This is a genomic window from Candidatus Pelagibacter sp. (assembly GCF_052049935.1).
Classification (GTDB): Bacteria; Pseudomonadota; Alphaproteobacteria; order Pelagibacterales; family Pelagibacteraceae; genus Pelagibacter.
This window is the reverse complement of the sequence record NZ_JBNGZA010000013.1, coordinates 1-22,996: the sequence shown is the minus strand read 5'-3', so window position 1 is coordinate 22,996 and position 22,996 is coordinate 1. Positions and strand designations below refer to the sequence as shown.

Here is a 22,996-nt window from a genome sequence, read left to right as displayed (position 1 = left end):
ATGAAAAATATTGTTAAAAAACTTCAACAAAAAAAACTAAAAATTTCTTTTGCGGAGTCTTGTACAGGTGGGATGTTAGCATCAACTATCACATCAATTAGTGGAGCATCTAAAGTTTTTAATCTTGGTTTAGTGACCTATTCTAATGATGCGAAAATTAATGTTTTAAAAGTAAACAAAAAGATAATTCAAAAACACGGCGCTGTAAGTGCTGAATGTTGTGAGTCTATGGTAAAATGTTTATCAAAACTTTCTAAAACTCATATAAATGTATCTATAACTGGAATAGCTGGACCGAAAGGAGGTACTAAATTAAAGCCTGTGGGACTGGTTTATATAGGAGTTAAAAGATCAAACAAATTGTTAATAACTAAAAACATATTTAAGAAAAAAACAAGAAGTGCTATTCAAAAAGCAACCGTAAATAGAGCATTAGAGTTGGTTAATTCTTTAATCTAAATTGTTTCTGCTCTTTTTTGAAAAGCATCTGCAATTCTATTTAGTCCGTATTCAAAAGATTTTTCCATTAGCATATTTAAAAACTTATTCTTAATTTCAAAATCAACATCAAAATAAACTTCCGTCATATTGTTTTTTTCAACAAACTTCCAATTATTTTCTAAATGAGTTAATGGGCCTTCTATATTAGTAACATGAATGGTATCAGTTTTTTTATCAAATCTTACATCGCTTTTATAAGTATCGTTAAATGGACCTTTACCAATTGTAAGATCTGCAATAATAAAAATTTTGTCCCTTTCTTCTTTCCTTTCATAAACCTTAGAGTCTAAACAAAAAGGAATGAACTCAGGGTATTTTTCTATATCAAGAACAAATTCAATAAGTTTTTTTTTTTTCTTATCTATTATTCTTTTAACTGATGCCTTAGGCATTAATGACTATTAATTCTATTTTCTTTCAATTGAGCAAAATCTTCATCTGCATGATAAGAAGATCTTGTTAAAGGAGATGATGATACTAATAAAAAACCTTTTGCTTTAGCAATGGTACCCAAATCATCAAACTCTTTTGGATCGTAATATCTATCTAATGGATAATGTTTTGTTGAAGGTTGTAAATATTGACCAATTGTTAAAAAATCAACGTCTGCAGCCCTTAGATCATCCATTACTTGTAAAATCTCATCTCTAGTTTCACCAAGACCAACCATAATTCCAGATTTAGTAAAAATATTTTTATCATGAAGTTTTGCATTTTTTAAAAGTTCTAAAGATGCAAAATATCTAGAGCCTGGTCTTACTTTTAAATACAAACTTGGTACTGTCTCAATATTGTGATTAAAAACATCAGGTTTTGCCTCTAAAACTTTTTTATATGCATCACCTTTTCTTAAAAAATCAGGTGTTAATACCTCAATAGTTGTATTTGGGTTCGTTTTTCTAGTTTGGTTAATTACTTCATAAAAATGATTAGATCCCCCATCTTCTAAATCATCACGATCGACAGATGTAATCACTACATGTCTTAAGTTTAATTTTTTAACTGCTTCAGCAATTTTAACAGGTTCTAATTGATCTAATTTTCCAGGTACACCAGTTTTAACATCACAAAAGGCACATGCTCTTGTACAAGTATCTCCCATAATCATAAATGTTGCATGTCTTTTACTCCAACACTCTGTAATATTTGGGCAGTTTGCTTCCTGACAAACAGTTACTAAATTATTATTGTTTACAATTGTTTTTGTTAAAAAAAATTCTTTGCTATTGGATAATTTAGATCTAATCCATTCAGGTTTCTTCTTAATCGGGTTAACTGGTTTATTTACTTTTTCTGGGTGTCTAGTTTTCATTTTTAATTATATAAATTTTTTCGCCTTTTTTTCCAAAAAGAAATTTTTCTCTTATTAATATTTCAATAAAATCTAAATCAAGATTGTCACTTAAAAGTGAATTTTTAAAAGTCAAATCTTCAATTTTTTTAGTCAGCAACATTTCTTTTTTTTCTAGTTTACTTAATTGATCTTTTTTTTCAAAATATGAAAAAAGACCTCTATCACCAGATAATAAATTAGTAAAAAAATACAAGATCAAAAAAAATGAGACTATTATGAAGTAATTTTTTTTTAATTTATTAAGCATTAATGAATTTTATTCATTCTTGCTTTTTTTCCAAGTTCTTCTTCAATTCTCAATAATTGGTTATATTTAGCCACTCTTTCAGACCTTGCTAAAGAGCCTGTTTTAATTTGATTGGAATTTGTCCCAACTGCCAAATCAGCAATAAATGTATCTTCACTTTCTCCAGATCTATGTGAAATTATTGTTTCAAATCCAATTGTTTGCGCAAATTTTATAACATCTAAAGTTTCAGAAACTGTTCCTATTTGATTTAGTTTAATCAATATTGAATTAGAAGATAAATTTAAAAATCCTTTTTTCAATCTTTCTAAATTTGTGACATATAAATCATCACCTACTATTTGTACTTTGTTAATTGCTTTCATTAATTTGTTCCATGCCATCCAATCATTTTCTGCAAATGGATCTTCTATAGATTTAATTTTGTATTTATTAATCATTTTTTTGTATTCCAAAATCGATTTTTCAACTGAAATATATTTTTTTGAATGAATGGAATATTTTCCTTTTTTAAATAATTCATTAGCTGCAACGTCTAAACATATTGAAACATCTTTACCGTTTTTAAAGCCTGATTTTTTGATAGATAAAACAATTAAATCTAATGCTTGATTATTGTTATCAATCATTGGTGCAAATCCACCTTCATCACCTACAGATGTAGATAAACCCTTTGCTTTAATTAACTTACTTAAGTTTTTAATTACTAAATAACAAATTCTCATTGCCTCTGAAAAAGATTTTGCTTTATCGGGTCTAATCATAAACTCTTGAACTCTAAGACCGTTATTGGCATGAGCTCCCCCATTGATTATATTCATCAATGGATAAGGAAGTTGAAAGTTTTTTGTTATATAAAAAGACTTATAAAGTGGAATTTTTTTAACTTTTGCTGATAACTTTTTTGCAGCCATCGAAACTGCTAAAATAGCATTGGCACCTAATTTTATTTTTTGCCTTGTGCCATCTAAGTTAATTAAAACTTCATCTATTCTTTCTTGGTCATGAATATTCTTATTTCTTAAAGCTTTTGATATTTTAGTGTTAACTAAATGCACTGCAGAAAATACACTTTTACCTAAATATCTTTTATTATTGGTATCTCTTTTTTCATATGCCTCATATGTTCCAGTTGAGGCTCCAGACGGACATATTGCTTTTGCACTTTTGTTTTTGACATAAACTTCTGCTTCAACAGTTGGATTTCCTCTACTGTCAAAAACCTGTCTTGCTTTAACTTTAAGAATTTTACTCACTTAATTTTTTATAAGATTATCGATATCACTTAATTGTTTTAGAAGATCTTCTAATTTATCTATTGGAACCATATTGGGTCCATCTGATGGAGCATTGTCTGGGTCTTGATGTGTTTCAATAAAAACACCTGCAACACCAACAGCTACTGCTGCTCTTGCTAAATATTCAACAAACTCTCTTTGACCACCACTTTTTTCACCTTGTCCACCTGGTTGTTGAACTGAGTGAGTTGCATCAAAAATAACTGGGTAACCATTTTTAGCCATTATAGGTAATGATCTCATATCTGATACTAAAGTGTTATAACCAAAGCTTGCTCCTCTTTCAGTTACCAATATTTTATCATTTCCAGACTCAGAAATTTTTTTTGTTACATTCACCATATCCCACGGAGCTAAGAACTGACCTTTTTTAACATTAATAATTTTATTTGTTTTAGCTGCAGCAATTAATAAGTCTGTTTGCCTGCATAGAAAAGCTGGGATTTGTAAAACATCAACATGTTTTGAAACAATTCCACATTGTTCAGCATTATGAATGTCTGTTAAAATAGGAACATTCAATTCTTTTTTTATTTTATCAAACACAGGAAGTGATGCATCTAATCCTGCTCCTCTTTTTCCTTTTAGACTTGTTCTGTTCGCTTTATCAAATGAAGTTTTGTAAATAAATCCAAGACCAAATTTTGAGGTAATTTCTTTAATTTTTCCTGCCATGTCCATTGCATGTTGCTCAGTTTCTAACTGACAAGGACCTGCAATAATACAAATCTTATTATTGTTTGAAATTTCTATATTTTCACAATTTACTTTAATCGCACTCATCTATGATTTTTTGCTGCTTTGATAAAAGAAGAGAATAAAGGATGTGGGCTCAAAGGTCTAGATTTAAATTCAGGGTGAAACTGAACTCCTATAAACCAAGGATGATTTTTAAGTTCAATTATCTCTGGAAGCTTATGATCTGGGGATAAACCTGAAAATATTAATCCTTTGCTCTCAAATTTTTCTTTATACGAAATATCCACTTCGTATCTATGCCTATGTCTTTCTTTAATTAATCTCGATTTGTAAATATCTCTAATTTTAGATTTATCTTTTAAGATTGCATCATAAGAACCAAGTCTCATAGTGCCCCCTAAATCTTTATCAGTTCCTTTAACTTTTTTGCCACTTTTCTCCCATTCATACATCAAACCAATAATGTGAACACCTCCTTTATCAAACTCAGAGGAAGTTGCTTTTTTGATTTTTAATTGATTTCTAGCAAATTCAATAATTGCCATTTGCATTCCATAACAAATTCCTAAAAAAGGGATTTTATTTACTCTTGCATATCTTATCGCTTCAATTTTACCTTCTGTTCCTCTTTTGCCAAATCCACCTGGAATTAAAATTCCTGAAACATTTTTAAGTTTACTTTTTATTTCAGAAACTTTTAATTTTTCAGAGTCTATTCTAACTAAATTTACTTTAAGATTATTGGATATTCCCCCGTGAGTAAGCGCTTCATCTAAAGATTTATATGCATCTTTTAATTCGACGTATTTACCAATAATTGCAATATTAACATGTCTTTTTGTATTAAGAGTAATTTTAGTAATTTTCTTCCAAGGTGTTAAATTATTTGATTTTTTAGATTTTAATTTGAAATAATCTAAAACTTGGACATCTAACTTTTCTTTTGCAAAACTTATTGGTGCTTCATAGATTGTTTTAACATCAACAGTTTCTATTACATTCTTGATATCTACATTACAAAACAAAGATATTTTTTTTCTATGTTCTAGGGGTATTGGTCTTTCTGATCTACAAATTATAATATCAGGTTGAATACCAATACTTCTTAACTCTTTAACAGAATGTTGAGTTGGTTTTGTTTTTATTTCATCAGATGCTTTTAAATATGGAACTAAAGTTAGATGAATAAATAAAGCATTTTTTTTTCCAATATCATTTGAAAATTGTCGTATAGCTTCTACAAAAGGAAGGCTTTCTATGTCTCCTACTATTCCACCTATTTCACAAATAACAAAATCTTCTTTAGATGTTTCATATTTTATAAATTCTTTAATTCTATCTGTGATGTGAGGAATAACTTGAACTGTTTTTCCAAGATATTCTCCTTTTCTTTCTTTTCTAAGAACATCACTGTAAATTTTACCTGTTGTAATATTGTCTGTTTTCTTTGCCGTTACACCTGAAAATCTTTCATAATGACCTAGATCTAAGTCTGTTTCTGCTCCATCATCAGTTACAAAAACTTCTCCATGTTGGAATGGACTCATGGTTCCTGGATCCACATTTAAATAAGGATCTAATTTTCTTAAACGAACTTTGTAACCTCTTGATTGTAATAAATATGCAAGGGAAGCAGAAGAGAGACCTTTACCAAGGGAAGAAACCACGCCGCCAGTGACAAAAATATATCGCGCCATGGAATTATCTTATAGACCTTAAAAATGAAAATGAAAAGGATTAATTATTCTCAGGAATTGCAGGAGTATCTTCACTTTGTTCTTCAACAGTATCTAAAACTGAACCTGTAGGTGTTAATTCTCCTCTAGAAACTATCGTTAAAGCAAGACTGCAAATTATAAATAAAGTAGCAACAACAGCTGTTGCTTTTGTCATAAAATTACCAGCTGATCTTGAAAACATAAAATTTTCTTGAGAAACACCAATACCTAGAGCTCCACCTTCAGATTTTTGAACTAAAACTAGTAAAACTAAAATTAAAGCAAAAATGATATTTAATACTAATAATATGTTTTCCATGCGAGGTTAATTATATGTTTTTTTTATTATATCAATAAATTTTTTTGAATTTTGAGAGGCACCACCTACTAAAAAACCATCAATATTATGAATAGTTTTTAATTCATTTATATTTTTATCATTTACAGAACCACCATATAGAATTTTTAGATTTTGTTTAAATCTACTTTTAATGAAATCTATTGCATTTAATAAATCATTTGATTTAGGTATCATACCACTCCCAATTGCCCATACTGGTTCGTAAGCAATTATAATATTATTATCTAATTTAACTCCTTTAAGACCAAGTTTTATTTGTTTAGATAAAACTGATTTAGTTTTTTTATTTCTTTTATCTTTAATTTTTTCTCCAATACAAAAAATTACTTTTAATTTGTTTTTTAATGCTGTTTTAATTTTTTGATTAATAAGTTTATCACTTTCTCCATTTTCACGGTTCTCGGAGTGACCTAAAATTACATACTTTGCACCTACACCTTTTACCATCTTGGCATTTATCGAACCTGTCTCAGCTCCATAATTATCTTGATGATGACAGTTTTGCGCACCTACTTTAATTTTAGTATTTTTTACCATCTGAGCCATTGGGCAGATTAGAGTTGTAGGTGGTAGATAAATTATCTTAAATTTTGAGGATTTAAATTTTTTACTAAAGCTAATGACTTTGTTTACTAGTTTTAGAGATTTAAAATCACCAAACATTTTCCAATTAGCTACAAAATACATATATTTATTTGTCATTATGAAAAATTTAATCTATAGCTTTGTTTTTTATAGATCAATAAATATATATAACATGTTAGGTAGTTTAAGAAACTTTGCAAAAACAAAAATTGCTGCAGTATTTATATTTCTAATTGCTGTTCCATTTGTATTTTGGGGGATGGGAGATGCTTTTAATAGTGGAAATAAAAATAACATAGCTAAAATAAATAAAACAAACATTTCAACACAAGATTTTATTGAATATTTAAATTCTACAGGAGTTACAAAACAAACTATTCAAGGTAGAATGAATGAAGGTATAATTGAAGAATTATTATCTACTCTTATATCAACCACATTACTAGATCTTGAAATAGATGATTTTGATATAATTATATCTGAAAAAACTTTAACTAAAAAAATTAAAAATAATAAATCTTTTCTAGATGAAAATAACGTATTTCAAAGAACTGAGTATGAAAAGTTTTTATTAACAAACAATATGACTGCGCCTGGTTTTGAAATAGCATTAAAAGATAGAGAAAAACAAAAACATCTATTTGATTATGTTGGAGCAGGAAGTATTACTCCGAAATTCATTATTGACAAAAATTTTAAAGAACAAAATAATAAATTAAATGTAAAATATTTTTCTTTGAATACTCTTTATAAAAGTGAAGATACAATAACAAAAGATGATGTAATTAAATTTGTAGAAGAAAATATTGATCAGCTAAATAAAGAACACATAGATTTTAGTTATGTTTTAATCAATCCAAAAAATCTAATTGGAATAGATGAATTTAATCAATCCTTCTTTGATAAAATTGATACAATTGAAAATGATATTTCAAAAAATATAAACTTTAAGAAAATAGTTTCAAATCTAGAATTAGAGAGTGAAATTATCTCAATAAAAGACTTTTCTTTAACAGAAGAAAGAAAAGAAATTGAAGATAAAATTTTTAATATGCGATTTGATCAAGTTGGACTTATTGAAAACAATGATAATTATATTCTTTTTAACATAGATAAAACAGAGTCAAAATCACCTGATATAAATAACAATAAATCATTTTCTCAAATGAAAAAACTTGTTTTTGAAAAAAATAAATTTGATTTTCATAGAAAAATTTTAGAAGAAATTAATGATAATGTTTTTAATGAAGATAGCTTTAATAAACTAGGAAAAGATATCATAGAAGATATTACATTGGACTCAATTAAAGATAATAAAAAATTTACTTCTAACTCTATGAAAGTTTTATACTCACTGCCAATTGGAACATTTACACTAATCAATGATGAAAAAAATATTATTTATTTAGCAAAAATTCAAAGTTTAACTGAAAAAGTTATTAATCCAGAAAGTCCTGAATACAAATCTTTCGTTACAACTCAATTATCAAGTGACAGAAAAAATATATTAAAATCTTATGATCTTTTCTTAAATGAAAAGTATGAAGTTGATATTAATAATCAAACATTAGATAGAGTAAAAAATTATTTCAAATGATCGTAAACCGAAACTTCAAAGATTTTAAGTTTCGACATAGAAGCAAAAAAAATCAAGTTATCTTTACTTCGAGAAATGTCAAAGATGATAAAGTTATTTTAAATTTAATTAATAATTTTCTTAAAGAAAAAAATAGTTTTATTTTCGAGTCTGTTGAAAAAGGTAAGATCAGAGGACGGTATACAATTTTTGGTAAAAACCCTGATAAAATTTGGGAGTTTAATGGCAATCAATCTTATTTAGTAAAAAATAATAAAAAAACAAAACTTAAAGGTAAACCAAACAAGATATTAGAAAATATTATTGAGGAATTTAAATTTGAAACTCCTAAAAACCTTCCTCCAATATGCTCATTAATATCTGGATATTTTTCATACGATTCAATTAGATACATTGAACGTATTCCAGATATGTGTAAGAACGATCTAAACTTACCAGATGTAAGATTGTTAAGACCTAGAACACTAATCATTCATGACAACCTTAAGAAAAAAATTCATTATATTATAAATATTTTTAAAGACGAAAAAATTTCAAATTATCATAAAAAATTTGAAGAAATTAAATCTCAATTAGATCAAATTATTTATCAATCATCTATTTCTATTGAACAAGACTCAAATACTAAATCAAATCAAGTTGTTAAAGTAAAGTCCAATACTCCAAAAAAACGTTTTTTAAATATGGTCAAAAAAGCGAAAGAATACATTAAAATTGGTGACATCTTTCAAGTAGTCTTAAGCCAAAGATTTGAAGCAAACCTTACTAAAAAACCATTAGAAATTTATAAAAAATTAAGAATAACAAACCCTTCTCCATTTATGTTCTATTTTAATTTTAATGACTTTCAAATTATTGGAGCAAGTCCTGAAATCTTAGTTAGATTAAGAGATGGAAATATAACAGTTAGGCCCATAGCAGGAACTAGACCAAGAGGTAAAACTGTTAAAGAAGATAAGTTTTTTGAGAAGGATCTATTGAAAGATAAAAAGGAATTATCTGAACATTTAATGTTATTAGATTTGGGTAGAAATGATGCGGGTAAAGTTTCAAAAATCAACTCAGTTAAGGTTACAGAAAGCTTTATTATAGAGAGATACTCTCATGTTATGCACATAGTATCTAATGTAATTGGTAAGTATGACAAAAAATTCTCAAAATTTAAATCTCTTTTAGCTGGTTTTCCTGCCGGAACTGTTTCAGGTGCTCCAAAAATAAGAGCTATGGAGATTATAGATGAATTAGAGACTACTAAAAGAAAAGTATACGCTGGTGGTATAGGATATTTTTCTGCTAATGGTGAATTTGATACTTGCATCGCATTAAGAACAGCTGTTGCTAAAAAGAATAAATTTTATGTTCAAGCAGGCGCTGGAATAGTTGCTGATAGTAAACCAATTAAGGAATATGAAGAAACAGTAAATAAAGCTAAAGCTTTAATAAATGCATTAAGATAATGAAAATATTATTAATAGATAATTACGATAGTTTTACATTTAATCTCTATCATTATCTTTCATCACTTAAGACTAAGGTGGATGTTATTAGAAATGATGAAATTACATCTAAAGAAATATTAAAAAATCGATATCAAAAAATTGTAATATCTCCAGGCCCTGGTAATCCTAATCAGGCAGGAAATTGTTTAAGAATTGTGACAGATCTAAAGGAAAAATTACCAATATTTGGTGTTTGTCTAGGTCACCAAACCATAGGACAAGCTTTTGGAAGTAAGATTGTTCAGGCTAAAAAATTAATGCATGGAAAAACAAGTAAAATCATATCAAAAAAGACAGGTATTTTTAAAAATATTCCTAATAAGTTTGAAGCTACTAGGTATCATAGTTTAATAATTGACAAAAAAAATATGAGTAGAGATTTATTAATTACAGCTGAAACAGAAGATGGAATAATTATGGGGATTCAACACAAAAAGTACAATATTCACGGTGTACAATTCCATCCCGAAAGTATTAAAACTAACGTTGGAATGAAAATATTAAAAAACTTTATAAATTATAAAAACTAATGAAAGAATTTTTAGAAAAAATTAAACAGAAACAAAATCTTACTTTTGAAGAAAGCAAATCAGTATTTAACATATTGATGTCTGGTAGTGCAAAAGATGATGAAATTTATGATTTTTTAACACTATTATCTGAGAAAGGTGAAACCGCAGATGAAATAGCTGGAGGTGTATTCGTTTTAAGAGAAAAATCTAAAAGAGTGAATGTTGAAAATTGTGTAGATACCTGTGGAACAGGTGGAGATGGAATGAATACTTTAAATATATCAACTGCATCAGCTTTATTATTAGCAAGTATGGGTATTAAAGTTGCTAAACATGGTAACAAAGCTGTTTCTTCTAAATGTGGTTCTGGAGATGTACTTGAAGAACTTAAAATTAGAATTAATTTAGAACCTAGTGAAATAGAAAATTCAATCAATAGCAATAACTTTGGTTTTATGTTTGCACCAAACTATCATAGTGCAATGAAATATGTTGGGCCAACAAGAAAAAAAATAGGAAAAAGGACTATCTTTAATATGATTGGACCTTTAAGTAGTCCTGCTCTTGTTCAAAGACAAGTTGTTGGTGTATTTGATAAAAAACTATTAGAAACATTTGCAAATGGTTTAAAAAATTTAGGAATTAAGTTCGCTTGGATTGTAAACAGTGAAGATGGATTAGATGAAATTTCTCCATATGCTCCAACAAATATTGTACAGCTTAAAAATGGTGAAATAACAAATATTACAATTGATCCAAAAAAAATTGATGTCAATGCAGATAAATTTGAAAACTTAGTTGGTGATGATGCTAAATTTAATTCAAAAAAAATAATAGATATATTTCAAGGTGAAGATAATGACTTTTCAAAAGCTGTATGTTTAAATGCTGCAGCTGGATTAATGGTGAGTGAAAAATTTTCTAATTTTGATGACGCTTATAAAAGTGCTCGAGAACATATCTTATCTAAAAAAGCCTTTGATCATCTAAAAAAGATACAAAATGTCTGAAAATATACTAGAAAAAATAATCTCTAAAAAAATTAAGAGAGTTGATGAAATAAAGAAAACTACAAAAATTGAAGAACTTACAAAACTTATTGAACAAAATAGAAGCTATATTAATTTTAAAGAAAAAATAAAATCAAATATCCGAGAAAATAAAATATCACTTATTGCTGAGATTAAAAAAGCAAGTCCATCAGCTGGTGTAATTATTGACGATTATAATCCTATTGATATTGCTAAAATCTATTTTGAAAAGAAAGCAACTTGTTTGTCTGTTTTAACTGAGGAAGAATTTTTTTTAGGAAATTTAATTCATATCAGTAAAATTAAAGATAAGTTTAATTTACCAATTCTTTGTAAAGATTTTTTCATCGATAAATTTCAAATACTACTTGCAAAAAGCTATGGTGCTGATGCTATTTTAATCATACTAGCTGGTGTTAGTGATGATTTAGCTTATGACTTATATGAAGAGGCTTTAAGATATAACATGTCTGTAATTGTTGAAGTTCATACAGTTGAAGAAGCAAAAAAAGCATTACATTTTAAAGAAGCTTTAATTGGGATTAATAATAGAAACTTAAAAACTTTAAAAACAGACATAAATACAACCTATGCTATTCATGATGTCCTTAAAGATCATAAAGAACCTTTAATCTCAGAGAGCGGAATTAAAACAAAAGATGAAGTTTTAGATCTTGAAAATAAAACAAAGATTAAAACTTTTTTAATTGGTGAATCACTTTTGAAAGATTTGGAAAAAAACTCTATTTTTTCAATTTTGTAGTTAAATATATCGCTATTTTACTCACTTTTTTAACTATTGAGAATTTTAAAGAACTTTTATAGAACATTATTTGTACGATATTTGTTCTTATGCTAACAAAAAAACAAAAAAACCTACTATTATTTATCAACAAGAAGTTGAGAAGTTCAGGCGTTTCACCTTCTTACGAAGAAATGAAACAATCTCTCAACCTAAAGTCGAAATCTGGGATACATAGATTAATTAGCGCTCTAGAAGAAAGAGGATTTATTAAAAGACTTGCTCATAAAGCAAGAGCATTAGAAGTTGTAAAACTTCCAGAAACTGCATCTGCAAACGATATTTACAACAGTTTTTCGCCTAGTGTAATTAAAGGTGGGTTAGATGAGGAAATAGTAAAATCTGATGATGTAGAAATTCCAGTATTAGGTAAAATTGCTGCTGGTACTCCAGTAGAGGCTATTCAAAATGAAGTTTCAAGAATTCCATTACCAAATAATTTAGAAAAAAATGGTGATTATTTTGGACTTAAAGTTCAAGGTGACTCGATGATTGAAGCTGGTATCAATGAGGGCGATACAGTAATTATTAGAAGAACAGACACTGCTGATAATGGTAAAATAGTCGTTGCTTTAATAGATGATCATGAAGCAATGTTAAAAAGAATTAGAAGAAAAGGCAAAGTTGTAGCTTTAGAAAGTGCAAATAGAAATTACGAAACAAAGATTTTTGGTCCAGATAGAGTAAAAGTCCAAGGTGTTCTGGTATCTTTATATAGAAACTTCTAAAAAAATAGTCTAAACACATTTAATGTCAAAAGTAGCAACAAGATTTGCTCCATCTCCTACTGGGCCTTTACATATTGGTGGTGTGAGAACAGCTTTATTCAATTGGTTATATTCAAAAAACCAAGGTGGAAAATTTTATTTAAGAATTGAAGATACAGATAAAGAGAGATCAAAAGAAGAATTTAAAAATCAGATTATAAGTTCCCTTAAATGGATAGGCGTGGAACATGATGGTGATGAATATATTCAATCTAAACAAATTAATAATCACATTGAAATAGCAAATGAACTTTTAGAGAAAGGTTTTGCATATAAATGTTATTGCTCTAATGAAGAAATAGAAGAACAAAAAGAAAGAGCAAGACAAAAAAAAATTCCTTATATTTATAATAGAAAATGGAGAGATTTAGATGAGAAGGATGCTCCTAAAGATGTAAAACCAGTTATAAGATTTAAAAGCAAAATTGAAGGTACATCAATTCTTAAAGATTTGGTTCAAGGGGATGTTGAAATAGAAAATAATACAATAGAAGATTTTGTTATTTTAAGAAATGATGGCACACCAACTTATAATCTTTCTGCTACGGTGGATGATCATAATATGAACATGACACATATTATTAGAGGTGATGATCATAAGATTAATACATTTAAACAAATACAAATATATCTAGCTATGGGTTGGGATGTTCCTGAATTTGCACATATACCATTGATACACACTATTGATGGAAAAAAATTATCAAAAAGAGATAATGCTTCAACATTAGACGATTATTCTAAAATTGGAATTATTCCAGATGCTTTAAGAAATTATTTACTTAGATTAGGTTGGTCTTACAAAGATAAGGAAATATTTACTAAAGAAGAAAGTATTAAATATTTTAATTTTGAAGGAATAGGTAAATCTCCATCAAAACTTGATATGAGTAGAATTTTGTCAATGAATGAACACTATATCAAAACACTTGATGAAAATTTCTTATATGAAAATTTAATTAACTATTGTGAAGAGTATAAAGAAAAAATTCCTGAAGAAAAAAAAGGTAATATTAAATCATCTCTTTCATTTTTGAAAAATAAAGCAAAAACATTAGAAGATATATTCAATAATTTAAAATATATAATTATTGATAAGGTTTCGATAGCTCAAGAAGATCTGAAAATTTTAGATGAGACAGCAAAAAAAATAATTAAAGAATTTAGTATTAAAATTGAAAATTTAAGTGAATTTGAAAGAGATAAGCTTGAACCAATCGTGAACGATTTAATTGTTAATCACAATACTAATTTTAAAGGTGTGGGTCAGCCACTTAGACTGGTTCTTACTGGATCAAAATTTGGTCCTGGTATATATGATATATTATTATCACTTGGAAAAGCTGAGGTTTTAAAAAGATTATCAAGTAAGATAATTTAAAACAACATTAGCGGCCTCGTCTGCACTAGAAGTTTTAGATTTAATTTCATCCAAAGTTTTTTGACATTGCTTAATTTGTTCTTTCATCATATCTGGATTTTTTAAAAGATAAGTAACTGATTTATAAATTTCATCAGGATTGCACTCCTTTTGAATTAGTTCAGGAATAATTTCTTTATCATTAATTATGTTAATGATATTTGCAAATCTGATTTTCACTAAAAATTTTACAATCATAAAATTCATAAAGTTCATTTTATAAATAATAATAGATGGAATTTTATGGCTACAAATTTCTAATGATACTGTTCCAGATTTACTTATTGCAAAAATAGATTTAGATAAAATAAGATCTTTTATTTTATCATCAGATATAACATCAACATTTTCGATATTATTTTTAGAAATAAAATTTTTAATAAAATCTTTTTTTTCTAAAGTTGAATGAAATATAAATTGTAAATTTTTAAATTTATTCGATAATAATTCTATAGATTTGATTAATATCGGTAATAATAACTTTAATTCTGATAATCTACTTCCAGGAAAAACTGAAATAATTTTTTTACTTGTGTCAATTAAATTTGAAATATCTGTTTTTTGAAAATTTTGTTTTTCAACTAATGGATGACCTACAAAAGTGTTATTAATATTTTCTTTATCAAAATATTTTTTTTCAAAATTAAATAAGAGTAATATATGATCTAAAAAGTTTTTAAATTTCTTTACTCTACCTTCTCTCCACACCCAAACTTGCGGAGCTACGTAATGTATTGTTTTAATTTTAGGATTAATATTTTTAATTCTTTCTGCAACCCGTAATGTAAAATCAGGACTATCAACACTAAATAGAATATCTGGATTAAATTTTGTTATTTCATCTATTGTATAATCAATTTTTTTTTTAATTTTAAAAAAGTTTAAAATTACACTAGTAAAACCAATGTAAGTAATTTCTTTAAGATTAAAAATAGATCTTATGCCAAGTGAGTTTAAATAGCTTCCCCCTACTGAAAGATATTCTATATCATTATATTTTTCTTTAATTTTTGAAATAACCTTTGAGGCTAATTTGTCTCCTGAAGTTTCCCCAGTTAGTATAAATATTTTTTTCATATAACTTTTATAAAAATTTTATTTTTATTTGCATAATAAATACATTTTTTTTTATCTATAAAAATATTAGCATTAGATTTTAAAATAATTCCTTTTATAAAAAATCTCTTACAGTCTTTTAGTGTATCAATTCCAATAGTTGGCAGATCAATTCTTAAATCTTGTTTTTTTTTAGGAAACTTTATTAAAATATTTTCTAAATCTTTGTATTTTTTAATAGAGTATATTAACTTTTTAGTCCCACCTCGTCCCTCTTTATAAAATTTATTATTTTTATCAATTATTAGACCTTGAATGTGATCAAAAGAATTTTGTTTATTCAAAATTTTAACCCCATGTTTAATTGAGTTTAAATTTTCTTTTGTGGGTTTTGTTTTGGTATAAATACCTTTTTTTAAAGTAAGTTCAGGGTTGTAATAGTTTGATTTTAAAACTTTAATTTTTTCTTTAGACAATATTTGAATAATTTCTTTTAATATTGCTGCATCACCTTTTTTTGCTGCTTTAATAATTTTAGGAATATAATAAACCCCTTTTAAATCGAGTTTTAATGAGGAAAAATTAGGTTTTTTTACTTTTCCAGCAAAAATTATTTTTTTACATTTATAAGATTTGATAATTTCTATTATTTTTCCAAATTGACCAAGAGAAACATAATTTATATTCTTTTCTTTTTTAAAAATTTTATTTGTGGAAAGATCAATTATAAAAAAATTAATCTTTAGTTTTTTTATTTTTTTTAGAATTTCTTTTGGAAATTGTGTCTCTCCAAATATTAAGCCTAACATTATTTACTAAATGGTGAACAAATTGGTCTTTTCTTATCCTTGTTTATAAAATTAACTACATCTTTTACTAATTTATTATTTTGAAATGATTCATCAAGATTTGATAAATTTTCAGAAAGTTTGTCCGTTTTAAATATCTCTTTATAAGCCTCACTTAATTCAAGAATATCTTTATTAGAAATATTTTTTCTTCTTAGACCAATTAAATTCAAACCCTGTAAATGGTTTCTATTACCAATAGATAGACCATATGGAATTACATCATTTAACACTCCTGTCATCCCCCCTATCATTGCCATTTTTCCAATTCTTGTAAACTGTTGCACAGCTGAATTACCACCTATAACTACATGATCACTAATTTCGGCATGTCCTCCAATTGGTACATTGTTAGCTAAAATAACATTATTTCCTATAATACAATCATGAGCAATATGAGAAGAAATCATAAATAGACAATTATCACCTATAATTGTTTTGCCTCCACCGCCAACTGTGCCTGGATGGATGGTAACATATTCTCTAATTTTATTATTTTTTCCAATAACTAATTCAGTTTTTTCTCCATTATATTTGAGATCTTGAGGATTGTTTCCAATCGAACAAAATGGATAAAATGTATTGCTTTCTCCAATTTTAGTGTTTCCAGAAATATTTATATGGGAATATAATTTGTTGTTGTCGGATATTTGTACTTCAGAACCAATCACGCAATAAGGACCAATTTCGACATTATTGCCTATTTTTGCATTTTTATCTATAATTGCAGTTTGGTGTATCATTTTTTTCCTTTTAGAAAGTTTCTTAAACTAGTTGCTGGATAACCCATAATTTTTGAGTTTTCAGGGATATCATTTATTACCCCACTTCCACCACCAATATGAACGTTATTACCAATTTTTAGATGACCTGATATTCCAGCTTGACCACCAATCATAATATTATCTCCTAAGGTAGAACTTCCTGCAAAACCAACTTGACCAGCAATAATACAATTATTTCCAATTTTATTATTGTGTGCGATATGTACTTGATTATCAATATATGTATTTTTTCCAATAATAGTATTAGACATTGATCCTCTATCTATTGTAGCCCCACAGCCAATTTCACAATTGTCCTCAATTATGACAATTCCAATGTGTGGGTATCTTATATTATTTTCTTTATTTGGAAAAAAACCAAAGCCTTTTTTTCCAATAATTGCTCCGTCTAAAATACTTACATTATTTTTAAGTAAAGAATTTCTTAAAATGACGTTTGAACCAATTGTACAATCATTACCAATTATTACATTGCTTTCAATTATTGTATTATGACCTATCTTGCAATTTTTGCCTATATTAACGTTATTACCAATGTAAACATTTTTTCCAAATTTAACTTTTTCATTATGATTTGTATTTTCAATTTCTTTTACTTGATTGTCAAAATCATCTGTTACCGAAGAAGGGTAAAATCTTTTAGTTATTTCTGCAATACTCAATAAAACGTTTTCAACAATTATAGGTTTACATGAAGATGGTAAATGAGTAGTTAAACTTTCTAAAGTAATACAATAAGAAGCTCTTGTTTTATTTGCTAGCTCAGCATAGTTTTTATTGTGAAAAAAGGTTAAGTCCTTTTCATTGGATGTAACTAAGTCTTTGACATCATGAATTTCATCATTATTTATTTCTTTTGTTTTTAATGAAATAGATTCTAAAATTTCTTTTATCTTAAATGGTCCATGATTCTTAAAAAAAGGATTTGTCATTGTTTTCTGTTTATCAAAAAACAAAAATTAGTCTTATCAAGAAATATTACTAATTATTTTCTATCAACAATAGTTGCAGACCATTGAGCATCTGCCATTTTTTTTCCATCAACAAATGCCTCACCCTTATATTTCCAAACTCTCCCATGAGATCTTATAGCTTCAATATTTAATTCAAGTCTACAATTTGGAATTACTGGGTTCCTAAATCTAGCTTTTTCAACACTCATTAAAAAAACCAATTTATTTTCATATTCTTTTTTGTCTATTCCGGCGGCTGTAAGTGCTGCAGCTGCTTGACCAAATGCTTCAACAATTAATACACCTGGCATAACTGGTTGATCAGGAAAATGGCCCTGTACATAAAAGCCATCTTTTTTTACATTCATTACTGCTGTTGCAGAATGAAGTTTTTTAATATTAATCAGTTCATCAATTAACAACATAGGTTCTCTATGAGGTAAAAGATCAATTATTTCTTTTTTACTTAAACTATCCATTAATCAATTTTTTTTATTTTATTATCTAAATTTTCTAAAACAAGCCGTGTTATATCAGAATTTTTTTGAGAAATTAATATTGTTTCTTTTTTTAAAATAAGATCTATTGAATTATCTTTAGAGTATTTAACCAAAATATCGTTAATTTCCTTCAAAAGTTTATTTGAAAGTTCCAATTTTTTTTTATTTAAATTTTCAAAATTTTTTTTTTGTTTATTTTGATAGTCGTTAACCTTAATCTGGTGTTCATCAACCTTTAACTTGAATTCTGCATCACTTAAAATGTTTTTTTGAGATAAAATTTTATTTTTTGCATCAGCAAGATTTTTTTCAATTTTTTTAAATTCTTCAATTTTTTTTTTATTTTCCTTATCAAGAGTTTTTAATATATCTTTTCCTGCTATTGATTGATTCATGATAAAGTTAATATCTACAATTTTAAAGTTTTGCTTATCATTAGAAAAAGCAACATTCTTAAATATTAAGAAATTTAGAATTAAAATAAAAAAAAGTAGTTTTTTTGACATTAAAAAGTAGTTCCTAAATTGAACCTAAAACTCTCTGTCGTATCAGTTGATTTTTTTGTGATATGTTGAGAAAAACTAAAACTCATTGGCCCAATAGGAGTGTACCAATCAAGCGCAACACCTGTTGAGCTTCTAATTTTATTTGAATCATCTACATTAGAAGAGTAATCAACTCCCCAAACATTGGCCGCATCATAAAATAAATTAAAATCCATAGTTTCTAATGATTGAAAAATTGGTAAATTAGTTGTCACATTTAGTGCAGTAACATAATTACCACCTACATAATCACCTCCATCTTTAGGTCCAACTTTACCAGCTTCAAAACCTCTTAATTTTCTTGAAGGAATATATAATCTGTCAGAAATTCTCACATCTTCATCACCAAAAGAATTAGCATTCATACCAAAAAAAGAAATTGATCCAACAATATCCTCAAGATACTCATGATAAGTTGTATATTCATAACTATTAACTATTGTTTGATTGTCACCAACATTAAAAGGTATTTTTTGAGAAAAAGATGATAAAAATCCATCAGTAGGCTGATATCTTTGATCACGCTTATCGTAATCAATAACATATTTGCCCTCAACATCGAAATAACTACCTTCTTGTTTTTTTACAAGTGATGATGCTGTAGAAGACGTTTCAATTGACTCATAATTCATAGATATATTAGGAGCAATGAATAAATCATCTAATTGTTCAAACCTTGTTCCGACCAAAAAACCAGTATCATTTGTCTTATAACCAAATTTTTTCAAATTATCTGTTTCAGAGCTTTGAGCAGAAAGTGTTAAATCTCTATCTGAATTCCTAAAATGTGGCTTTGTGTAAGAAAAAATTCCTTTAATTGAATTTTCACTTAATGATAAATTTGAATTTAATTTAATCCCTTTTCCTAAAAAGTTGTTTTCTTTTACACCAAAACTTGTTGATGTACCAGAAGTACCCACACCTGCTCCCAAAACAATTTCACCAGTTGGTTTTTCCTCAACTAAAATATCAATATTTTTTTCTAAATTATCATCTCCGTCGTTTATTTCTGTATTAACAGTTTTAAATATGTTTAATGATTTGATGTTGCTTATTGATTTATTGAATAAAACCTCATTATATGGATCTCCTTCATCAATTTCTAATTCATTCCTTACTACATCTTCTATTGTTACATTATTACCTAAAATATTAATTTTTTTTACATAACTTTTTACTTCTTCTTCTCGTATATTTATTGATACATCGATTTTATTATCATCAACAATTTTTTCATCAATGCTAGCATTAACAAAGTCATATTGTTCGCTAGACACAACAATCTCAATTTCATCTAGAATTTTTTCAATCAACTTATAAGAATATATCTTATTTGAAAATGTATTTAATCTTTCAACAATCTTACTGAAATATAGTTCATCATAATCATCTGGAATATTAATTTTAACTTTACCGAATGAAAATTTTTCACCCCTATCAATGTTAAAGACTAATTTAAATTCATCATTGTTTTGATATTGGATTGATTCTGATGAAATGCTAACATTGTAATAACCTTTATTTTTGTAAAAACTTTCTAACAATCTTTTATCAAGATCTATTCTATTTTTATCTAGTAATCGTTTATTGCTTATAAATTTCCAAAACTTATCTTCCTCAGATGCTATCACATTTATCAATTGTCTTTTCTTAAATTTTTTGTCACCTAAAAAAACAATTTCTTTTATAAAAGCTTTGCCCCCTAAATCTATATCAAAAACTAGATCAACTGTTTCGTTATTGTTTTCTCTTTGTTTAAGATTAACTTTAGAAAAATAGTATCCTGATTGTTGAAGTATATTTTTTATCTTTTCTAATTCACTTTTTACATTATTTTCAACAAAAGGACTTTTTTCTTTAATATTAATTCTTTTTCTCAATTCTTTTTCAAAATCTTTACTTTTAATACCATTTATAATCAAATTTTGTATAATAGGGTTTTCTACAACTTTAATTGTAAGTATTGAATTATTTATAGACAAACTTATGTCTTCAAAAAAATTTGTTTCATAGAGATTTTTTAAAACTTGATTTAAATCGTTTTCTGTTACTTCACTACCAACTTTTATATTTGCAAAAACTTCTACTGTATCGGTATTTATTCTTTTATTCCCTTTAACTTCTATTTTTTTTATTATATCACTATAAACGTTATTCAGTGACAATAGAAATATCAGCAAAGTTGTAAGAATAGTTTTTTTATAATTAAGAAGCATGGCATTTTATACACTTAAAGATTTAATTTTCAAACGCACATAATTGTTTAATTTTTCAATTTGATTGATATTTTTGGGCTTTATCAATTTGTATTTTCTAAATTCATGATTTTTAAGGGTTTTAATTAATATTCTTGAGATATCTGTGTATTTTATTTTGTTTTTCAAATAAAGATTAACTAGTTCATCATTTGCGGAAACAATAACAGTTTCAAATAAAGATATCTTATTCGGTAAGTAATTTAATATATTGATCATTGGAAATTTATTTTTATTTACATAAGATAAATTAAGGTTATTAAGTTTATTTAAATTAATTTCTTTTACTTTAAAACTTTTCTCCAAATCATATAAAGTGTTAAAAATAGGAATTTTCATTGATGTATCATGAATTAATAATTTACTAATTCCGTTATTAAATTTTATTAAAGCATGTAAATATGATTTTGGATGAATTAAAATTTTAATTTTATTATAAGAAATATCAAAAATATTTTTTGCCTCAATTATTTCAAATACTTTGTTCATTAATGTTGAAGAATCTACTGAAATTTTTTTACCCATTTTCCAATTTGGATGGTTTGTTGCTTGACTTGGTTTAATGTTTTTAAGTTTTTTTGAAGGCAAATTGTAAAATGGGCCACCTGAAGCAGTAATAAAAATTTTATCTATTTGTTTTGATATTTGAATATTTTTATCTAATAAAGACCATATTGAAAAATGCTCTGAGTCAACTGGGACAAATCTTACATTATGCTTTTTTAATTGATTTGAAATTAAGTTCCATCCACAAATAATTGCTTCTTTATTTGCAATAGCAATTTTTTTTGTTCTATTAATAATTTGAATCGTAGGAGCTAAACCAGCCAAACCAGTTATTGCAACCATGACATAATCTAAATTAATTTTTTTATTATTCTTTATATACTCTGAAATATTTTCAAAAATATTAATTTTATTTTTCTTAAAAAAATCCTTTTTTTTTCTAAAAACTTCAGAGTTATGAATTATAATATTTTTTACTTTAAATTTTTTCGCTTGATTAAAAATAGATTTAAAATTTGTATTTGTTGATAATAAATGTATTTTAAAATTTTTTTTGTCTTTTTTAACTAGATCTAAAGTATTTTTTCCTATTGATCCTGTTGAACCAAGTATTGCTATTACTTTTTTCATTAAAAGAAAATATTAATCAAAAAGATACCGAATGGTACAGCAAAAATTATACCATCTATTCTATCTAGGACTCCACCATGACCAGGTAAGATATTACCTGTATCTTTAACTCCACTTTTTCTCTTTAGATATGAAATAAATAGATCTCCAAGTTGACAAATTAAAGAGATTAAAAAAGATATGAAAATAATTATTTTTAAATCAACAAAACTTATAGTGTAGCTATAAGCAGCTCCAAATGCTACAGACAATAAAAATGAACCTAACATTCCTGAATAAGTTTTATTGGGGCTTATTTTTGTCAATTTTTTTCCTTTGAAAAATTTACCAAAAACATAACCGCCTACATCTGATAATATACAAACTGTGATAGCAAAAACTAAAGACCAGCTAATATTAGGCTGATTATCAATAAAATCATCAATAATTATTTTCATAAAAATTAACAAATACATAAATAAAAAAAATTGAAAAATTTTTTTGAGAAAAAATGAGTCTTTTTTTATAAAAATTCTATCAATAAGAT

General features: G+C 26.4%; 25 protein-coding genes. 8 read left to right on the top strand and 17 right to left on the bottom strand.

Annotated features, from left to right (window positions below):
- Positions 1 to 459: a CinA family protein gene (locus ACTT90_RS06435; protein WP_440937950.1), complete on the top strand. Its 459-nt coding sequence runs from the start codon at positions 1 to 3 to the stop codon at positions 457 to 459.
- On the opposite strand, the gene ACTT90_RS06430 is transcribed toward ACTT90_RS06435, so the two are convergent.
- Genes ACTT90_RS06430 through tpiA form a run of 8 tightly spaced genes read right to left on the bottom strand, consistent with a single transcriptional unit; the run spans position 456 to position 6,880 of the window.
- The gene (locus ACTT90_RS06430; RefSeq protein WP_440937949.1) at positions 456 to 893 is read right to left on the bottom strand and encodes a type II toxin-antitoxin system RatA family toxin; all 438 of its coding nucleotides are present in this window, start codon (positions 891 to 893) and stop codon (positions 456 to 458) included. The genes ACTT90_RS06435 and ACTT90_RS06430 overlap by 4 nt on opposite strands.
- Positions 893 to 1,813: a lipoyl synthase gene (gene lipA, locus ACTT90_RS06425; RefSeq protein ID WP_440937948.1), complete on the bottom strand. Its 921-nt coding sequence runs from the start codon at positions 1,811 to 1,813 to the stop codon at positions 893 to 895. Before lipA ends, ACTT90_RS06430 begins: the two co-directional genes overlap by 1 nt.
- The gene (locus ACTT90_RS06420; protein ID WP_440937947.1) at positions 1,803 to 2,102 is read right to left on the bottom strand and encodes an FtsB family cell division protein; all 300 of its coding nucleotides are present in this window, start codon (positions 2,100 to 2,102) and stop codon (positions 1,803 to 1,805) included. The genes lipA and ACTT90_RS06420 overlap by 11 nt, the downstream gene beginning before the upstream one ends.
- On the bottom strand, positions 2,102 to 3,358 hold the full coding sequence (eno, locus tag ACTT90_RS06415) for a phosphopyruvate hydratase (RefSeq protein WP_440937946.1): 1,257 nt from the start codon (positions 3,356 to 3,358) through the stop codon (positions 2,102 to 2,104). Before eno ends, ACTT90_RS06420 begins: the two co-directional genes overlap by 1 nt.
- Entirely contained in the window at positions 3,359 to 4,183 is an 825-nt protein-coding gene (gene kdsA / locus ACTT90_RS06410; RefSeq protein ID WP_440937945.1) for a 3-deoxy-8-phosphooctulonate synthase, read from the bottom strand.
- Positions 4,180 to 5,796, bottom strand: coding sequence for a CTP synthase (locus tag ACTT90_RS06405; RefSeq protein ID WP_440937944.1), 1,617 nt, complete (start codon positions 5,794 to 5,796; stop codon positions 4,180 to 4,182). The genes kdsA and ACTT90_RS06405 overlap by 4 nt, the downstream gene beginning before the upstream one ends.
- Positions 5,797 to 5,836: 40 nt before the next feature.
- On the bottom strand, positions 5,837 to 6,136 hold the full coding sequence (gene secG / locus ACTT90_RS06400) for a preprotein translocase subunit SecG (protein ID WP_440937943.1): 300 nt from the start codon (positions 6,134 to 6,136) through the stop codon (positions 5,837 to 5,839).
- 6 nt (positions 6,137 to 6,142) lie between these two features.
- Positions 6,143 to 6,880: a triose-phosphate isomerase gene (gene tpiA / locus ACTT90_RS06395; RefSeq protein WP_440937942.1), complete on the bottom strand. Its 738-nt coding sequence runs from the start codon at positions 6,878 to 6,880 to the stop codon at positions 6,143 to 6,145.
- A gap of 1 nt (position 6,881) precedes the next feature.
- Here tpiA and ACTT90_RS06390 point away from each other — a divergent pair, with 1 nt between their 5' ends.
- From ACTT90_RS06390 to gltX, 7 genes are all read left to right on the top strand, one after another.
- Positions 6,882 to 8,360 (top strand): SurA N-terminal domain-containing protein, encoded by a 1,479-nt coding sequence (locus tag ACTT90_RS06390; RefSeq protein WP_440937941.1) that lies wholly within the window; start codon positions 6,882 to 6,884, stop codon positions 8,358 to 8,360.
- Positions 8,357 to 9,817, top strand: coding sequence for an anthranilate synthase component I (trpE, locus tag ACTT90_RS06385; RefSeq protein WP_440937940.1), 1,461 nt, complete (start codon positions 8,357 to 8,359; stop codon positions 9,815 to 9,817). Before ACTT90_RS06390 ends, trpE begins: the two co-directional genes overlap by 4 nt.
- Entirely contained in the window at positions 9,817 to 10,389 is a 573-nt protein-coding gene (locus ACTT90_RS06380; protein WP_440937939.1) for an anthranilate synthase component II, read from the top strand. Before trpE ends, ACTT90_RS06380 begins: the two co-directional genes overlap by 1 nt.
- Complete coding sequence (gene trpD / locus ACTT90_RS06375) at positions 10,389 to 11,381, top strand: anthranilate phosphoribosyltransferase (protein ID WP_440937938.1); 993 nt, start codon at positions 10,389 to 10,391, stop codon at positions 11,379 to 11,381. Before ACTT90_RS06380 ends, trpD begins: the two co-directional genes overlap by 1 nt.
- Entirely contained in the window at positions 11,374 to 12,165 is a 792-nt protein-coding gene (locus tag ACTT90_RS06370; protein WP_440937937.1) for an indole-3-glycerol phosphate synthase TrpC, read from the top strand. The genes trpD and ACTT90_RS06370 overlap by 8 nt, the downstream gene beginning before the upstream one ends.
- 89 nt (positions 12,166 to 12,254) lie before the next feature.
- Positions 12,255 to 12,932, top strand: coding sequence for a transcriptional repressor LexA (gene lexA, locus ACTT90_RS06365; RefSeq protein WP_440937936.1), 678 nt, complete (start codon positions 12,255 to 12,257; stop codon positions 12,930 to 12,932).
- Between the two features lie 22 nt (positions 12,933 to 12,954).
- Positions 12,955 to 14,352: a glutamate--tRNA ligase gene (gene gltX, locus ACTT90_RS06360; protein WP_440937935.1), complete on the top strand. Its 1,398-nt coding sequence runs from the start codon at positions 12,955 to 12,957 to the stop codon at positions 14,350 to 14,352.
- Here gltX and lpxB read toward each other — a convergent pair.
- The 9 genes from lpxB to ACTT90_RS06315 all read right to left on the bottom strand — a co-directional run.
- Positions 14,335 to 15,468: a lipid-A-disaccharide synthase gene (gene lpxB / locus ACTT90_RS06355; RefSeq protein WP_440937934.1), complete on the bottom strand. Its 1,134-nt coding sequence runs from the start codon at positions 15,466 to 15,468 to the stop codon at positions 14,335 to 14,337. The two genes, gltX and lpxB, sit on opposite strands and share 18 nt — an antisense overlap.
- Positions 15,465 to 16,256 carry a UDP-2,3-diacylglucosamine diphosphatase LpxI domain-containing protein gene (lpxI, locus tag ACTT90_RS06350; protein ID WP_440937933.1) on the bottom strand — a complete coding sequence of 264 codons (792 nt, stop codon included), beginning with the start codon at positions 16,254 to 16,256 and terminating at the stop codon, positions 15,465 to 15,467. Before lpxI ends, lpxB begins: the two co-directional genes overlap by 4 nt.
- The gene (gene lpxA, locus ACTT90_RS06345) at positions 16,256 to 17,038 is read right to left on the bottom strand and encodes an acyl-ACP--UDP-N-acetylglucosamine O-acyltransferase (RefSeq protein WP_440937932.1); all 783 of its coding nucleotides are present in this window, start codon (positions 17,036 to 17,038) and stop codon (positions 16,256 to 16,258) included. Before lpxA ends, lpxI begins: the two co-directional genes overlap by 1 nt.
- Positions 17,035 to 18,012, bottom strand: coding sequence for a UDP-3-O-(3-hydroxymyristoyl)glucosamine N-acyltransferase (lpxD, locus tag ACTT90_RS06340; RefSeq protein WP_440937931.1), 978 nt, complete (start codon positions 18,010 to 18,012; stop codon positions 17,035 to 17,037). The genes lpxA and lpxD overlap by 4 nt, the downstream gene beginning before the upstream one ends.
- Positions 18,013 to 18,065: 53 nt before the next feature.
- Positions 18,066 to 18,512, bottom strand: a complete 447-nt coding sequence (gene fabZ, locus ACTT90_RS06335) for a 3-hydroxyacyl-ACP dehydratase FabZ (RefSeq protein WP_440937930.1) — start codon at positions 18,510 to 18,512, stop codon at positions 18,066 to 18,068.
- Entirely contained in the window at positions 18,512 to 19,039 is a 528-nt protein-coding gene (locus tag ACTT90_RS06330) for an OmpH family outer membrane protein (RefSeq protein ID WP_440937929.1), read from the bottom strand. Before ACTT90_RS06330 ends, fabZ begins: the two co-directional genes overlap by 1 nt.
- On the bottom strand, positions 19,039 to 21,294 hold the full coding sequence (bamA, locus tag ACTT90_RS06325; protein ID WP_440937928.1) for an outer membrane protein assembly factor BamA: 2,256 nt from the start codon (positions 21,292 to 21,294) through the stop codon (positions 19,039 to 19,041). The genes ACTT90_RS06330 and bamA overlap by 1 nt, the downstream gene beginning before the upstream one ends.
- 6 nt (positions 21,295 to 21,300) lie before the next feature.
- A complete protein-coding gene (locus tag ACTT90_RS06320) occupies positions 21,301 to 22,470 on the bottom strand; it encodes a 1-deoxy-D-xylulose-5-phosphate reductoisomerase (RefSeq protein WP_440937927.1) in 1,170 nt (389 codons plus the stop codon).
- The coding region (locus ACTT90_RS06315; RefSeq protein ID WP_440937926.1) for a phosphatidate cytidylyltransferase at positions 22,470 to 22,996 on the bottom strand (527 nt) is incomplete at its 5' end. The genes ACTT90_RS06320 and ACTT90_RS06315, both read right to left, overlap by 1 nt.